Genomic DNA, 15,171 nt, shown 5'->3' on the forward strand with positions numbered 1-15,171 from the left:
CTCGACGCTGAGGAATCCGCTGTGCCCATCACGCACGCCAAGACCCTGTCCACCCTGCTCCTGTGCGGGGCCCTGCTGCTGACCTCCGGGTGCGGCACGGGCACGTCCGGCCCATCGGCGTCGGCGCCCTCCACCGAGTCCCGAGTGATCGACAACTGCGGGCGGAAGGTGTCCTTCGCGGGTGACGGGCCGCGGCGCGCGGTCTCGCTGAACCAGGGGACCACCGAGATCATGCTCTCCCTCGGCCTCGCCGACCGGATGGCGGGCACCGCCATGTGGACGGACCCCGTGATGAAGGGGCTGGAGAAGGCCAACGCCGGCGTTGAGCGGCTGGCGGAGAACAACCCGTCCTTCGAGAAGGTGCTCGACACCGAACCCGACTTCGTCGCCGCCTCGTTCGCGTCCACCCTGGGCAAGGGCGGTGTGGCCACGCGGGAGCAGTTCGAGCAGCTGGGCGTGCCCACCTACCTCTCCCCGTCGGACTGCCAGGGCAAGGACAACAGCGGCGACGGCGACGGTGTCCGCACCGCACCACTGAGCGTGGACACGGTCTACGGCGAGGTGCGCGACCTGGCCCGCGTCTTCGGCGTCGAGGAACGCGGCGAGGAACTGGTCGGCCGGCTCCAGGCACGGGTGGAGAAGGCGACGGCGGGCCTCGACGCCTCGGACGTCACCCTCCTGTACTGGTTCGCCAACTCCGAATCCCCCTATATGGCGGGATGCTGCGGCGCTCCCGGCATCATCACCCGAGAACTCGGCGCGAAGAACGTCTTCGACGACACCACGGAGGAATGGCCGCAGATCAACTGGGAAACCGTCGCCGACCGCAACCCCGACGTCCTCGTGATCGGCGACCTCACCCGGAAGTCGCAGACCGCGGAGAGCGCCGCGAAGAAGATCGCTTTCCTGGAGTCCGACCCGGTCACCCGGAACATGGACGCGGTACGAAACAAGCGGTACGTCCTGCTCAGCGGCCAGGCCATGAATCCGACGATCCGCACCGTCGAGGGCGTCGAGCAGGTCGCCGCCGCCCTGCGCGCGCACGGCAGGACGAAGTGACGGCGACCCTGTCGCGCACGGCGGTGGGGCTCGTGATCCTCGTCCTGTCCGTCGCCCTCGCCATCACCGTCGGCCCGGCGGACATCGGCATCGTCGACGTCTGGTCCGCCGTAGCCTCCCATCTCGGCGGGGACGCCTCCGGCCTCACCCCGATCCGCGACGGGATCGTGTGGAACCTCCGGCTGCCCCGCACGCTGCTGGCAGCGGTGTGCGGGGCCGGACTCGCCGTGTGCGGCGCGGTGATGCAGTCCCTGCTGCGCAATCCGCTCGCGGATCCCTTCGTCCTCGGAGTCTCCTCCGGGGCCTCGACCGGAGCCGTCGTCGTGGTGGTCCTCGGCGTGGGCGGGGGAGCGCTCTCGATCTCCGGGGGCGCCTTCGTCGGCGCCGTGGTCTCCTTCGCGCTGATGCTGGTGCTGAGCCACACGCTCGGCGGCACCACCGACCGGGTGGTGCTCTCGGGTGTCGCTGCGATGCAACTGTTCTCCGCGCTGACCTCCTTCGTCGTGGTCACCTCCGCCGATGCCGAGACCACTCGGGGCGTGCTCTTCTGGCTGCTCGGCTCGCTCAGCGGCGCGGGCTGGGCCGACGTACGGCTCTGCCTCGTGGCCCTCGCGCTCTGTCTCGTCGTGTGCCTGGGACACGGCCGCACCCTCGACGCGTTCGCCTTCGGGCAGGACGCGGCGGCGACGCTGGGCGTGAACGTGGCCCGTACCCGGCTGGTGCTGCTGACCGTCACGGCGCTGCTCACGGCCGCTCTGGTCAGCTCGGCGGGCGCCATCGGCTTCGTCGGGCTCGTCCTGCCCCATGCCGCCCGCGCCCTGGTGGGACCGGGCCACGGCAGGCTGCTGCCCGCCGCCGCGCTGGGCGGAGCCGTCTTCCTCGTGTGGATCGACACCTTCGCCCGTACCGTCCTGGAACCCCAGGAGGTGCCCGTGGGCGTCATGACCTCCCTGGTCGGCGTGCCCGCCTTCGTCCTCGTGCTCTACCGGGCCCGGAAGGCCACCTCATGACACTCGAAGCGGACCGCGTCTCACGCACGGCCGACGGCCGGCTGATCCTCGACGGCGTCAGCCTCGGCCTGCGCCCCGGCGCCGTGACCGGGCTCCTGGGGCCGAACGGATCCGGGAAGTCCACACTGTTGCGTCTGCTCGCCGGGGTCCTCGCTCCGGCCTCGGGGGTCGTCACCCTGGACGGCGATCCGCTGCACGGGCTGCACCGCCGGGACGTGGCCCGTCGCGTGGCCGTGGTCGAGCAGCAGGCGGACACCCTCGTCGAGCTGACCGTCGCCGACGTCGTACGCCTGGGGCGCATCCCGCACCGGCGCGCCTGGGCGCCCGCCGCGCCGGGGGAGGAGAAGGCCGTTCAGGCCGCGCTCGAGCGCACCGGTCTGGCCGATCGCGCCGGGCAGCCGTGGCGCACCCTGTCCGGAGGCGAGCGCCAACGCGTCCAGATAGCCCGCGCTCTCGCGCAGGAACCGCGCGAACTGCTCCTCGACGAGCCGACCAACCATCTCGACATCCAGCACCAGTTGGACCTGCTGGAGCTGGTCGCCGAGCTCCCCGTGACCTGCCTCGTCGCCCTGCACGACCTCAACCTCGCCGCGATGTACTGCGATCACGTCGTCCTGCTCGACCGTGGGCGGCTGGTGGCCCAGGGCACCCCGTGGGAGGTGCTGACCGAGGGCCGGATCGCCGACGTCTACGGCGTGCGGGCCGTGGTCGGCGACCCGGACGCGAACGGCCGCCCGCACATCCGGGTGGTGGGCATCGGCGCCCGTAGGTGAGACCGCACGCGGCGTCCCGGCAGCGCGCCGACGGGGCTTCGGTGCCGGGACGGCAGGGTGCCCCGGTGCCGGGACGCCCCGTCGTCGCGTCCGCCGCGCGGTCGTCAGCCCGCCGGAGTGGCGGAGCCGACCGGGTCCAGGCCCTTCCCCGGCGCCTCGTCGTCCGCCGACTCCCGCCGGCTGTCCGACCACGCCTCCCACAGCGCGGCGTACCGCCCGCCCGCCGCGACGAGTTCGTCGTGCGTGCCGGTCTCGACGATCCGCCCCTGGTCGAGGACGACGACACGGTCCGCGGTCGCCGCCTGCGGGAGGCGGTGGGCGACCACCAGGCCCGTACGTCCCTCCAGGGCCCGCAGCGCGGCCTCCTCCAGGACGCGCGCACCCGCGCTGCCCGCGTCGGCGGTGGCCTCGTCCAGGATGGCGATCGGCGGGTCCGCGAGGACCAGCCGGGCCAGGGCCAGGTGCTGCGCCTGGGTCACCGTCAGCCGGTGCCCGCCCTCGCCGACGACCGTGGCCAGGCCGTCGGGCAAAGCGTCGGCCCACTCCAGTGCCCTGACGCGGGCCAGGGCGGCGCGCAGTTCCTCGTCCGTCGCCTCCGGCCGGGCCAGCCGCAGGTCCTCGGCCAGCGGTCCCGCGAACACGTGCACCTCCTGGCTGATGAGCGTCACCGCGCGCCGCACGCCGGCCGGGCCCAGCTCGCGGACGTCGACGCCGCCCAGGGCGATCGACCCGCTCCCCGGCGTGTGGACGCCGGCGATGACCTTGGCCAGCGTGGTCTTCCCGGCGCCGCTGGCCCCCACCAGGGCGACCCGCTCCCCGGTGCGCACCTCCAGGTCGACGTCCCGCAGCACGGGACGGCCGGCGACGTACTCGTGGCTGAGAGCGGTCACCTTGACCGCGCCGTCCACCGGAGCGCTCCCGCCCTTCTCAGCGCTCTCGGCCGGGAGGTTCGACACGCCGATGAGGCGGGCGAAGCTCGCGCCCGCCGACTGGGCGTCGTCGATGAGGAACAGCGTGGCGTTGATCGGGTTGAAGAGGCTGTGGAAGTACAGCGCCGCGGCGGTGGCCGTACCGATGCTGACCGAGCCGCTGTCGACCAGCAGGAAGCCGGTGCCGAGCATGGCGGCGAGGCCAATGAACTCGCCGAGGTTCAGCCGTGAGAAGAACCCGGTGACGATGTGGAGCCCGCGGAGCGCCAGGTCGCGTGCCGATGCCGAACGGCCCTCGAGGAGCGCCGCGTGGGTGCTGTTCAACCGGAAGGCGCTCACGGTCCGCACCCCGCCGATGCTGTCGAGCAACTGGTGCTGCAGGGCGCCGGTGGCGACGCGGTGTTCGGCGTACACGGGGGCGGCCCGGCGCAGGTACCAGCGTACGGACAGCACCTGGACGGGCATCGCCAGCAGGGCGGCGAGCAGGAACCGCCAGTCCAGCACGGCGAGTCCGACCAGGGTCAGCACGATGGTGAGGGCGGAGCGGGTGAACTCCGGCAGTGCCTGACGCACCGACTTCGCGATCATGGACACATCGCTGGTGACCCGGGAGACCAGGTCTCCCGAGCCCGCCGCCTCGACGCGGTCGAGCGGCAGCCGGAGCGCGCGCTCGATGAACTGCTCGCGCACGGCGGCGAGTACGGTCTCTCCGAGCCGGGCCACGAGGGAACTGCCGATCGCGGCGGTGGCGCCGCGTGCCAGGGCCACGACGACGAGCAGGACCAGAGGCAGCGTCAGCGCCTGAGAGCCCCGCCGCTCCACCACCAGGTCGACGATGTGGCCGAGCAGGGGAGCGGTCAGCAGGCCGATCGCCGTCCCGGCGACAAGGACGGTTACGGCGGCGAACGTCAGGAGCCGGTGGCCGCGCAGCATGGCCCGGAACGCCGCCAGGCTCTCCGTGCCGGTCGCCGTCGGCAGGAGCGCGCGGTCCGTGGGGCGCGTGCCGGTTCCGCTCATGGACTCTTCCGTCTCTTCCGTCGTCTCTCGCGTGTCGGTCGCCCGCGGGTCCGCCTCGCGCGGGTCCGTCTCTCGCGTTTCTGTCTCTCCCGTGCGGTCTTCGTACAGGGACGTCATGCGAGCACCGCCGCCCGGTACGACGCGTCGTCGGCGACGAGTTCGGTGTGGTGACCGTCGGCCGTCACGAAGCCGTCGTCGAGGACCACCACCCGGTCGGTCACGGCGAGCAGCGCGGGGCTGGTCGTGATCAGGACGGTGGTGCGGCCCTGGCGGACATCGCGCAGCCGGGCGGCGATCCGGGATTCGGTGACCGTGTCCACCGCGGTGGTCGGGTCGTGCAGGACCAGCACGGACCGGTCGGCGGCGAGCGCCCGGGCGAGGGCGACGCGCTGTCGCTGTCCGCCGGACAGCGAGCGGCCCCGTTCGGCGAGCACGGTGTCCGCCCCGTCGGGCAGCAGCCGGGCGACCTCGTCGGCCGCGGAGGCGGCGAGGGCGTCGTCGATCGCGATCGTGCCGGTGTCGGCCCCCGCGCGTACGTTGTCCAGCAGGCTGGTCTCGAAGAGGTCCGCGTCGTGGTGGGCGACCAGGACCGAGCGGCGCAGCCCGTCGGGGTCGAGCTCCGTCAGCGGTACTCCGTCGAGCTCGATCAGGCCTTCGGCCGGGTCCACTTCCCTGGCGAGGCAGAGCAGCAGGTCGCCCGCGGCGGCCGCGTCCCGGGTGACGATGCCGGTCAGGCTGCCCGGACGGATGTCGAGGTCCACCGCGCGCAGCGTGCCCGAGGAGACCCCGCGCAGTCTGATGTGCCCCGCGGTCCGCTCCGCCGGGACCGCCTCTCCGCCCTCCACGGCGGGGGGCGCGTCCAGCACCTCGGCGATCCGGCGCGCGGAGGCGCGGCCCTGGGCCAACTCGGCGTTGACGTAGGTGAGGAGCTGGAACGGGCCGAGGAGGAACTGCGCCAGGCCCACCGCCGCGACCAGGTCGCCGACGCTGATGGACCCGTTCATCGCGAGATACGCGCCGACGATTCCGATGACCGCGATGAAGACACCGGTCAGAGCGAGGACCGCGCCCTCGTGGCCGGCCCGGCTGCGGGCCGCGCGCAGGGCCGCGGCGAGCGAGTCCTGGCTGGTCGTGCGGTAGCGGGCCACGGCCGCGGACTCGGCCCCCATGCCCTTGAGCACGCGCAGACCGGAGACCAGGTCGGCGGCCACGCCGGAGGCGTGTGCGGCGCTCTCCTGCTCGGTCTCGCTGCGTCGTTCGAGGGGCCGGCTGATCCGGTGCCCGAGCCACAGCAGCGGCGGGATGCCGAGCAGGACGAGCAGCCCGAGGGGCACGGAGATCCGCAGCAGCGCCACCGCGCTGATCGTCAGTGCCGCGATCGCCGCGCAGCCGTACGCCAGGACGGTCGCCACCGAGCCCACGCGGCGCGCGTCGTTGGTGGCGATGCTCGTCAGCGCGCCCGGCAGCCGGTTCGCGTCGGCGCCGCCGCGCGGATCGAGCACACGGGCGCCGAGTTCCAGCCGGAGCCGGTGTGCGGCGTGTTCGCCCGCGCCCTCGGCGATCCGGGCGCTGGTCCGGTAACAGGTCGACAGGACGAGGAAGAGGCCCGCGAGGACCAGCAGCCACCGCAGCAGGGCCTCGGAGGAGCCGGTGGCCACTGCCGTGTCGATGGCGGCGCCGATGACCACGGGGACCAGGGCTTCACACCCTTGGTGGGTCATGCCGAGCAGGGACGCCGTGACGACCCGCCGGCGTTGTCCCCTGATCGCTCTGCGGAGGACGTGTCCCCCGGTCGGTCCTCCCGCTGGCATGTGGCCCTCCGTGGAGATGTCAAAGAAAGTTAGGTAAGGCTACTCTAAGCATGCGATCCCGGTGTGTCTCCACCGCGGTGCCGCCGATGACGGGCCGCGCGCCCCTTCTTCCGCTCCGGGGCAGCGCGTTGACCAACTATCCACGTTCGGTTAGGCTCACCTAAGTTGCAAGCCGTGTCCGTCTGCACACAGCGGTGCCCGCGGTACATGTGAACCGCCGTCAGGGGGAGTTGTCGTTGCCGGTCGAAACCCAGGCGGTGCCCGAGGAACGGACCGCCGCCCCGGCCGTTCCCCGGCCCGGCCGGACCGTCACGGCTCTGCGGGGAGTGGGCCTGCTCGCGGTGCTCGGCGCCCTGGTCCTGGTCGGGCTGCTCAGTGTGTGGGTGGGCACGAGGGGTATCCCGTTCACCTCCACCTGGAGCGCGCTGTGGAACCCCGACGGGTCCGAGACCTCGATCATCATCCATGACTACCGCATCCCCAGGACGCTCCTCGGGCTGCTCGTCGGCACGGCCCTCGGTCTGTCCGGCGCGCTCATGCAGGCCCTGACACGCAATCCGCTGGCCGAACCGGGGCTGCTGGGCATCAGTCTGGGGTCCTCCGCCGGCGTGGTCGTGGCCATCGCCTTCCTCGGGGTGGGCTCGGTCCTCGGATATGTGTGGTTCGCCTTCCTCGGTGCCGCCGTCGCGTCCGTGGTGGTCTACCTGCTGGGTTCCTCGGGGCGCAAGGTGGCCACACCGGACCGGCTGGTCGTCGCGGGCGCGGCGGTGACCGCGGTGCTGTACGCCTTCAACTCCGCGGTCCTGCTGCTCAACCCGAAGGCCTTCGACCAGTTCCGCTTCTGGACGGTCGGCTCCCTCTCCGGACGCTACTTCGACGTCGTGTACGTCATCCTGCCCTTCGTCGTCCTGGGCCTCCTGATCGCCCTCGGGCTCGCCCCCTCGCTCAACGCCCTTGCGCTGGGCGACCAGACGGGACGTGCCCTGGGGCTGAACGTCGGCAGGACCCGCGTACTGGGCGCCGTCGGCGTCATGCTGCTGTGCGGCGCCGCGACCGCGGCGGCGGGGCCGATCGCGTTCGTCGGACTGGTCGTACCGCACGCCGCCCGGTTCGTCGTCGGCCCCGACCAGCGGTGGGTGCTGGCGTACTCGATGCTGCTCGCACCCGTCCTGCTCATCGGCGCGGACGTCCTCGGCCGGGTGATCGGCGCGCCGGGTGAGGTCCAGGTCGGCATCATCACCGCGTTCATCGGCGCACCGCTGTTCCTCGCGCTGTGCCGCCGTCGAAAGCTGGTCATGCTGTGAGTGCCGTACGGGAGGCCGACGCCTCCGCCGCCAAGAAGGCCACGGGAAGGGACGGGGACCGGGGGGCCACCCGGCTTCCGCGCGTCGTGAGCGGCACGGTCCTGCGCACCCGGGTGGGCGGGCTGTCCGTACGCGTCCAGGGACGCGTCCTGGCCGCGACGGCCGTGATGCTCGCCGCGCTCACCGCCGTCGTCCTCGTCACCCTCACCACCGGCGACTTCGAGCTGACCGTCGGCGAAGTCGTCCAGGCCCTGGTGGGCAACGGCTCCGGCGCCGCCGACTTCATCGTCAACACCCTGCGCATGCCCCGGCTGCTGACCGCGCTGTGCGTGGGTGCGGCCCTCGCCGTCAGCGGGGCGATCCTCACGAGCCTGACGGGCAACCCCCTGGGCAGCCCGGACATCATCGGCTTCACCAACGGCTCGGCCGTCGGGGCGCTCGTCGTCATCATCGTGCTCCACGGCAGCATGACGCAGATCGCGCTGGGCGCGCTGATCGGCGGCCTCACCACCGCCGGCGCGGTCTACCTCCTCATGCTCGGCAGAGGCCTCCAGGGCTTCCGGCTGGTCGTCATGGGCATCGGCGTGAGCGCCCTGCTGCTGGCCGTCAACTCGTACCTGATCACCCGGGCGACCTGGCAGGAGGCGCTGGAGGCCCAGGCGTGGCTGATCGGCTCCCTCGGCAACCGGGGCTGGACGCACGCGAACGCCATCCTCATCGCCGTCGCGTTCCTGCTCCCGCCCGCCCTCTTCCTCTCCCGCCGGCTCGCCATGGTGGAGATGGGCGACACCACCGCCATGGCGCTCGGAGTCGATGTGGGGCGCACACGGACCGTGCTGCTCCTGATCAGCGTCGCTCTGGCCGCCTTCGCCACGGCGGTCACCGGTCCCATCTGGTTCATCGCGCTGGCCGCGCCCCAACTCGCCCGGAAACTCACCCGTTCCTCCGGCCCCATGCTGATGCCCTCCGCGCTCATGGGCGCGCTGCTCCTCGCCGCGAGCGACCTCGCGGCGCAGCGCGTCTTCGCGCCCGCGCTGCTCCCGGTGGGCACGGCGACCGGCACCCTCGGCGGGCTGTACCTCATCTGGCTGCTGATCACCGAGTCGCGAAAGAGCCGCGCATGACTGGAACCACCGAGACGACCGAGACGACCGGTACGGCGGGCGCCAACCGCCCCGCCCCGCGCCTTCGCGCCGACGACCTGACGCTCTCCTACGACCAGCGGACGGTCGCCACCCACCTCGGCGTCGACATCCCCGACCACTCCTTCACCGTGATCATCGGGCCGAACGCCTGCGGCAAGTCCACTCTCCTCAAGGCGCTCGCGCGGATGCTCAAGCCCCGCGCAGGACAGGTCTATCTCGACGGCGCGGCCATTGCCTCGTACCGCTCCCGCGAGGTCGCCCGCCGGATGGGGCTGCTCCCGCAGTCCTCGACCGCGCCCGGCGGCATCACGGCCGGCGACCTCGTGGCCCGCGGCCGCTTCCCGCACCAGGGGCTGCTCAAGCAGTGGTCCGCCGAGGACGAGGCGGCCGTCGTCGAGGCGATGCGTCAGACCGGTGTCCTGGAGCTCGCCGACCGGCCCGTCGACGACCTGTCCGGCGGCCAGCGCCAGCGGGTCTGGCTCTCCATGGTGCTGGCTCAGCAGACGTCCATCCTGCTGCTGGACGAACCCACGACGTTCCTCGACATCGCCCACCAGGTGGAAGTCCTGGATCTCTGCGCCGAGTTGCACGCCCGCAAGGGGCACACCGTCGTCGCGGTGCTGCACGACCTCAACCAGGCGTGCCGCTACGCCACCCACCTCGTCGTCATGCGGCCCGGCGGCACGGTCGCGGCCGAGGGCGACCCGGCCACCGTCATGACCGCCGAGCTGGTCGAGGACGTGTTCGGGCTGCCCTGCCGGATCATCGACGACCCGGAGACCGGCACGCCGCTGATGGTGCCCGCCGCGCCCAGGCGGTTCGAGCCGGAGGACGACCGGGACGGCGCCCGTGCCGCCGCGGACACCGTGATGGCCGAAACACGTTAGGACGGACGGTCCCTGATGCTCTGCACGAGGCTGACGAACGCGAACGTCCTCACCATGGACGAGGATCACCCGGTCGCCCGTGACCTGGGCATCTGGCGGGGCCGGATCGTCGGCCTTGACGAGGCCGTGACCTCGCTGCCAGCACGCGAGGTCGTCGACCTCCAGGGCGCCACCGTGCTGCCCGGTTTCATCGACAGCCATGTGCACCTGGCGTGGACGGGACTGAAGGCGAGCTCCCCGAGCATCAGCGGCCTCTCACGCGTCGAGGACGTCCTCGCCGCCGTGGAGGAGGCGGTCTCCCGCAGGAGCGCTCCCGGAGCGTGGGTGCACATCGGCGGATACGACCAACGGCCCCTCGGGCGGCATCTGACCGCTGCCGAGCTCGACCGGGTGAGCCACGGCCGCCGGGTGTTCCTGATGCACGACTCCGGCCACGCGTGCGTCGTCAACAGCGCCGTGCTCGAGCTGCTCCCGGCGGACGTCCCGCACGACAGCGGCCTGCTCGTGGAGAGCGCCATGGCCGCGGTACGGCGGCTGCGCCTGCCGTACTCGCAGGCGGAGCTCGCCGACGCCATCGAGTACGCCGGCCGCGCCTGCCTCGCCGAAGGCGTCACGGCCTGCGCCGAGGCCGGCATCGGTGGCGGCCTGCTGGGTCACAGCCCGGTCGAACTCGGCGCCTACCAGCTCCTGAGGGATCAGGGCAGGCTGCCCCTGCGGATCCAGCTCATGCCGGGCGCCGACACCCTGCGGCCGCTGGGGGCGCACCGGGACGACGGCATCCCGCGCGCCCTCGATCTGGGCCTGCGCACCGGGTTCGGCGACGACTGGCTGTCCGTCGGCGCGCTGAAGATCTACACCGACGGCGGCATGATGGCCCGTACGGCCGCGCTCACGGAGCCGTACGAGGGCCTGGAGCACACCGGGCAGCTCCAGGACGACCCGGACCGCCTCACCGGCCTCGTCGTCGACGGGCACCTCGCCGGGTGGCAGCTCGCCGTCCACGCCATCGGCGACCGCGCCGCGGACCTCGCGCTGGACGCCCTGGAACAGGCGCAGAAGCTGCGGCCGCGCCCGGACGCGCGGCACCGCGTCGAGCACGCCGGGCTGATCCGCCCCGACCAGCTCCCCCGCTTCGCCCGGCTCGGCGTCAGCGCGGTGATCCAGCCCAACTTCCTTCGCTACTTCGGCGACGACTACGCGACGGTCATGGGGGAGCGACGGGCCCCGTGGATGTACCGGGGCAAGGGGTTCCTCGACCACGGCGTCACGGTCGTCGGCAGCTCCGACCGGCCCGTCACCGACGGATCGCCACTGCGGGCCGTCCAGTTCATGGTCGAACGCGCCTCCACCTCGGGGCGGTCGATCGGACCGGACGAGGCCGTCTCCGTCGACGAGGCGCTGCGCGCCTACACCGTCGCCGGCGCGTACGCCTGCCGGTGGGACGACAGCGCCGGCAGCCTCACGCCCGGCAAGCGGGCCGACCTGGTGGTGCTCGGCGACGACCCGCGGCGCGTCGATCCCTCTCGGATCGGGGACATCGAGGTCGTGACGACGTTCGTGGACGGCAGGGACACGAAGAAGGAGCCCCAGCCGTGACCATGCGAGCGGACGGCGTCGAACAGCGGGCGACCCCGGGGGCGCCGGAGTGCGACCACCGGCCGGGGCCCGTGCCGGCGGGGCCGTCCCCGGCCGTTCTGGGCGGGGACTCCTCCCTGCCGGCGCCGTGGACGCCCGGCTCAGGACCGCGGCTGTGGATCGTCCGGGTGAGCGAGTACCAGGACCGCGCCGCGGCGCGGGAAGCGGTGCTGGACGAGGAGGAACTGGCCCGGTGCCGGGGCTTCGTCCGGGCAGCCGACCGCGATCGGTACCGCGTCGGGCATGTGGCGCTCCGGTTGCTTCTCGGCGCTTACCTGGGTCTGGACCCGGCGGCCGTACGCCTGATCCGGGAGCCGTGTCCCGGCTGCGGTGAGCCGCACGGCCGCCCGGCGGTGGCCACCGCGTCGCCGCACTTCTCCCTCTCCCACGCCGAGGACGCGGTTCTCCTGGCCTTCGCGGAGGCCCCGGTCGGCGTCGACATCGAGGCGGTGCCCGAGGCCGGGACCGCGGCGGAGGTCGGGGAGCTGCTCCACCGGGCCGAGCGCGCGGAGTTGGCGGCCCTCGCCCCCTCCGCACGTCCGGCCGCGGTGGGCCGTTGCTGGGCCCGCAAGGAGGCGTATCTCAAGGGCGTCGGCATCGGCCTGGGTGAGGACCCCTCGGTCACGTACGTGGGGACGGGGGCCGCGCCGGGGTCCGTCCCCGGCTGGACGATCACCGATGTGCCCGCCTTCCCGGGTTACGCGGCCGCCTGCGCGGTCCGTACCGGGAGCAGCGACGCCGGCGCCGGGTGAGGCTTGGTCAAATCACTTAGGTGAGGCTAACCTCAACTCGACTGTTTCACCGGAGTCACGTGGCGATCCAGCCCCTTTTCCGCACGGTGGAACCGAGGAAGGAACGCCTTGACCACGGCCACCCTGCGCCCTGCCGCACCGCTGTCCCACGCGCCGCACCCGCCCTGCCTCTCCCCGGTCTCCGTGCGCCCGGCGCGTCCCGGGGACGCCGCCGCCCTCGCCGCCCTCTCCGAGCCGTTCGTCCGCTCGGGGGCACTGCGCGAGCGGCCCTTCGGTGTGTACGCCGCCCATGCGGCCGACTTCCTCGTCGCCGAGGCGTCCGACGGCACCCTCCAGGGATGCCTCGCGCTGCGCCTCCACCCCGCAGCAGGTCAGCGGCACGGCTCGGTCGGCGTCCTCTACAACTTCTGCGTCGCCGGCCACCGGCAGGGAAGCGGCCTGGGCGCACGGCTCCTCGGGGCAGCGCTGGCCAGGGCACGGACTCAGTCGCTCGGGGCGCTGTTCACGGCGACGACCGGGAGCGGGCGTCTCTTCCTCCGCCACGGCTTCACCCCCGCCCCCGTGAGCCTGGCCCCGGCGGCCTGGGCCCGGGCGCTGGATCCCCGGCGAGGCGCGCGGGTCCTCGCCCGCGGAGTCTGACCGCCGGAGCGCCGGACCGCCGTCCCAGACAGCGAGAGGGCGGGTTCCTGGGCCGAACCGGCCCGGGAACCCGCCCTCTTGACGCCGTCGTACGGACGTCAGGCGTCGAGGATCGACGGCAGCGCCGCCACCAGCTCCTTGACCTCCACCTCCGTGACGGTCAGAGCCGGAGACAGCCGCACGGTCTGGGCGCCGGCGGCATTGACGAGGAATCCGGCGTCCTGGGCCGTCTGCCGGACACGCTGGGCCACGGGTTCGGTGAGCTCCACGCCCAACAGCAGGCCCGCGCCGCGCACTTCACGGACCAGGGGATGCCTCAGGTCCTCGATCCCGTGCCGCAGCAGCTCACCCGTCCGTACGGCACGGGACAGCAGCCCCTGTGCCTCGACGGTCTCCAGTACGGCGAGACCCGCCGCGCACGTCACCGGGTTGCCCCCGAAGGTGGAGCCGTGCTGACCGGGGCCCAGCAGCGCGGCGGCCGGGCCGAACGCCATGGTGGCCCCGATCGGCAGGCCGCCGCCGAGGCCCTTGGCCAGCGTCACCACGTCCGGGTCGGTCCCCTCCGCCGCCTGATGGGCGAACCAGCGGCCGGTACGGCCGATACCGGTCTGGACCTCGTCCACGACGAGCAGGCTCCCCGAGGCACGGGTGATCTCACGGGCGGCCCGCAGATACCCGGCCGGAGCGGGCACGACGCCCGCCTCGCCCTGGATCGGCTCGACGACGACCGCGGCGGTCTGCTCCGTGACCGCAGCGCGCAGGGCCTCCGTGTCCCCGAACGGCACATGCGTCACCCCGCCGGGCAGCGGCAGGAACGGGTCACGCTTCGCGGGCTGGCCCGTGAGGGCCAGGGCCCCCATGGTGCGGCCGTGGAAACCGCCCTCCGTCGCCACGATGCGCGGCCGGCCCGTCCGGCGGGCGATCTTGAAGGCCGCCTCGACCGCCTCCGTACCGGAGTTCGCGAAGAAGACCTTCCCCGGCCGGCCCGTCAGGCCGAGCAGCCGCTCCGCGAGAGCGACCGCCGGCTCGGAGACGAAGAGGTTCGACACATGGCCCAGCCGGGCGACCTGCTCACCGACCGCGGCCACCACCGCGGGATGGGCGTGTCCGAGCGTGTTGACCGCGATGCCGCCGGTGAAGTCGGTGTAGGCGCGCCCCGATTCGTCCCGGACCCGGCTGCCCTCCCCTTCGACCAGGGCCACCGGGGGAGTGCCGTACGTGTCCATCATGACCGCCTCCCAGCGGTCGGTGAGCGGCATGGTGTGCTCGGCGGTCATGCGCCGTCCTCCTCGTCGCCGGGGGTGTGGGGCCCGTCGTCGGGGACGACCGTGGTCCCGGGGCTCTTCTCGGCGAGGATGCCGTTCAGCACCGCGTGCGGCACCCGGCCGTCGAGGACGTCCGCCCGGCCCACACCGGACCGGACCGCCCGGAGGCAGCCCTCCATCTTCGGGAGCATCCCGCTCGCCAGCCCCGGGAGCAGCTCGTCCAGTTCGGCGGCCGTCAGGCGCTCGATGACCTCGGTGCTGTGGGGCCAGTCGGCGTACAGGCCCTCGACGTCGGTGAGCACCACGAGCCGCTCGGCGCCGAGGGCGACGGCCAGCGCCGACGCCGCGAGATCGGCGTTGACGTTGTAGACCTGCCCGTCCGCGCCCCGTGCGACGGGGGAGACGACCGGGATACGGCCCTGGTCCAGCAGCGCCCTTACGGTCTCCGGGTCCACGGCCACGATGTCGCCGACGAGGCCGATGTCCACCGGCCGCCCGTCGACCCGGGCCGTGCGGCGTACGGCGGTCATGGTGTGCGCGTCCTCGCCCGACATGCCCACGGCGAAGGGGCCGTGGGCGTTGATCGCGCCGACGAGCTCCCGCTGGACCCGCCCCGTCAGCACCATCCGGACCACGTCCATGGCCTCCGGAGTGGTCACTCTCAGGCCCGCCTCGAAACGCACCTCGAGCCCGAGGCGGTCGAGCATCCTGCTGATCTGCGGGCCGCCGCCGTGCACTACGACCGGGCGCAGCCCGGCGTGCCACAGCTCCACGACGTCGCGCGCGAACGCCTGCTGGAGGGCGTCGTCCCCCATGGCGTTGCCGCCGAACTTGATGACGACCGTCCGGCCCCGGAGCTGCGCCGGCCGGGGCGGTTCCACGGCGGGCCGCCCGGCCACGGCGACGGGCCCTCCGACGGCGGCAGGCATCTGTGTCCTCACTCCG

13 protein-coding genes are annotated in these 15,171 nt (G+C 73.2%); 9 read left to right on the plus strand and 4 right to left on the minus strand.

What is annotated here, in order from left to right; genetic code table 11:
• Window positions 1-21 precede the first annotated feature (21 nt).
• Genes OGH68_RS30825 through OGH68_RS30835 form a run of 3 tightly spaced genes read left to right on the plus strand, consistent with a single transcriptional unit; the run spans window position 22 to window position 2,842 of the window.
• A complete protein-coding gene (locus OGH68_RS30825) occupies window positions 22-1,059 on the plus strand; it encodes an ABC transporter substrate-binding protein (protein ID WP_264248596.1) in 1,038 nt (345 codons plus the stop codon).
• On the plus strand, window positions 1,056-2,069 hold the full coding sequence (locus tag OGH68_RS30830) for a FecCD family ABC transporter permease (protein ID WP_264248598.1): 1,014 nt from the start codon (window positions 1,056-1,058) through the stop codon (window positions 2,067-2,069). Before OGH68_RS30825 ends, OGH68_RS30830 begins: the two co-directional genes overlap by 4 nt.
• Window positions 2,066-2,842, plus strand: a complete 777-nt coding sequence (locus tag OGH68_RS30835) for an ABC transporter ATP-binding protein (protein ID WP_264248600.1) — start codon at window positions 2,066-2,068, stop codon at window positions 2,840-2,842. The genes OGH68_RS30830 and OGH68_RS30835 overlap by 4 nt, the downstream gene beginning before the upstream one ends.
• Before the next feature lie 104 nt (window positions 2,843-2,946).
• Here OGH68_RS30835 and OGH68_RS30840 read toward each other — a convergent pair whose 3' ends face one another.
• Together OGH68_RS30840 and OGH68_RS30845 are read right to left on the minus strand one after the other, a co-directional pair.
• Window positions 2,947-4,788 (minus strand): ABC transporter ATP-binding protein, encoded by a 1,842-nt coding sequence (locus OGH68_RS30840; protein ID WP_264248601.1) that lies wholly within the window; start codon window positions 4,786-4,788, stop codon window positions 2,947-2,949.
• Window positions 4,789-4,901: 113 nt separating this feature from the next.
• A complete protein-coding gene (locus tag OGH68_RS30845; protein WP_264248604.1) occupies window positions 4,902-6,599 on the minus strand; it encodes an ABC transporter ATP-binding protein in 1,698 nt (565 codons plus the stop codon).
• Between the two features lie 236 nt (window positions 6,600-6,835).
• Between OGH68_RS30845 and OGH68_RS30850 the strand changes: the two genes are divergently transcribed.
• From OGH68_RS30850 to OGH68_RS30875, 6 genes are all read left to right on the plus strand, one after another.
• The gene (locus OGH68_RS30850) at window positions 6,836-7,903 is read left to right on the plus strand and encodes a FecCD family ABC transporter permease (protein WP_264248605.1); all 1,068 of its coding nucleotides are present in this window, start codon (window positions 6,836-6,838) and stop codon (window positions 7,901-7,903) included.
• Window positions 7,900-9,027, plus strand: a complete 1,128-nt coding sequence (locus tag OGH68_RS30855) for a FecCD family ABC transporter permease (RefSeq protein WP_264248607.1) — start codon at window positions 7,900-7,902, stop codon at window positions 9,025-9,027. Before OGH68_RS30850 ends, OGH68_RS30855 begins: the two co-directional genes overlap by 4 nt.
• Entirely contained in the window at window positions 9,024-9,935 is a 912-nt protein-coding gene (locus OGH68_RS30860; RefSeq protein WP_264248608.1) for an ABC transporter ATP-binding protein, read from the plus strand. The genes OGH68_RS30855 and OGH68_RS30860 overlap by 4 nt, the downstream gene beginning before the upstream one ends.
• A gap of 15 nt (window positions 9,936-9,950) precedes the next feature.
• On the plus strand, window positions 9,951-11,531 hold the full coding sequence (locus tag OGH68_RS30865; protein WP_264248610.1) for an amidohydrolase: 1,581 nt from the start codon (window positions 9,951-9,953) through the stop codon (window positions 11,529-11,531).
• A 2-nt stretch (window positions 11,532-11,533) separates the two neighbouring features.
• On the plus strand, window positions 11,534-12,322 hold the full coding sequence (locus OGH68_RS30870) for a 4'-phosphopantetheinyl transferase family protein (RefSeq protein WP_264250367.1): 789 nt from the start codon (window positions 11,534-11,536) through the stop codon (window positions 12,320-12,322).
• Window positions 12,323-12,430: 108 nt separating this feature from the next.
• Window positions 12,431-12,961, plus strand: a complete 531-nt coding sequence (locus OGH68_RS30875; protein WP_413471052.1) for a GNAT family N-acetyltransferase — start codon at window positions 12,431-12,433, stop codon at window positions 12,959-12,961.
• 98 nt (window positions 12,962-13,059) lie between these two features.
• Here OGH68_RS30875 and OGH68_RS30880 read toward each other — a convergent pair whose 3' ends face one another.
• Together OGH68_RS30880 and argB are read right to left on the minus strand one after the other, a co-directional pair.
• Window positions 13,060-14,238 carry an acetylornithine transaminase gene (locus OGH68_RS30880; RefSeq protein ID WP_264248612.1) on the minus strand — a complete coding sequence of 393 codons (1,179 nt, stop codon included), beginning with the start codon at window positions 14,236-14,238 and terminating at the stop codon, window positions 13,060-13,062.
• Window positions 14,235-15,155, minus strand: a complete 921-nt coding sequence (argB, locus tag OGH68_RS30885; RefSeq protein ID WP_264248614.1) for an acetylglutamate kinase — start codon at window positions 15,153-15,155, stop codon at window positions 14,235-14,237. Before argB ends, OGH68_RS30880 begins: the two co-directional genes overlap by 4 nt.
• Window positions 15,156-15,171 lie beyond the last annotated feature (16 nt).

The organism is Streptomyces peucetius (assembly GCF_025854275.1).
Lineage (GTDB): Bacteria > Actinomycetota > Actinomycetes > Streptomycetales > Streptomycetaceae > Streptomyces > Streptomyces peucetius_A.

What these genes read in the sequence shown, in the direction of transcription:
- OGH68_RS30835 (WP_264248600.1), top strand. Translation starts at nt 2,066, where the DNA reads ATGACACTCGAAGCGGACCGCGTCTCACGCACGGCCGACGGCCGGCTG.
- OGH68_RS30840 (WP_264248601.1), bottom strand. Translation starts at nt 4,788, where the DNA reads ATGAGCGGAACCGGCACGCGCCCCACGGACCGCGCGCTCCTGCCGACG.
- OGH68_RS30845 (WP_264248604.1), bottom strand. Translation starts at nt 6,599, where the DNA reads ATGCCAGCGGGAGGACCGACCGGGGGACACGTCCTCCGCAGAGCGATC.
- OGH68_RS30860 (WP_264248608.1), top strand. Translation starts at nt 9,024, where the DNA reads ATGACTGGAACCACCGAGACGACCGAGACGACCGGTACGGCGGGCGCC.
- OGH68_RS30865 (WP_264248610.1), top strand. Translation starts at nt 9,951, where the DNA reads ATGCTCTGCACGAGGCTGACGAACGCGAACGTCCTCACCATGGACGAG.
- OGH68_RS30870 (WP_264250367.1), top strand. Translation starts at nt 11,534, where the DNA reads ATGCGAGCGGACGGCGTCGAACAGCGGGCGACCCCGGGGGCGCCGGAG.
- OGH68_RS30880 (WP_264248612.1), bottom strand. Translation starts at nt 14,238, where the DNA reads ATGACCGCCGAGCACACCATGCCGCTCACCGACCGCTGGGAGGCGGTC.
- argB (WP_264248614.1), bottom strand. Translation starts at nt 15,155, where the DNA reads ATGCCTGCCGCCGTCGGAGGGCCCGTCGCCGTGGCCGGGCGGCCCGCC.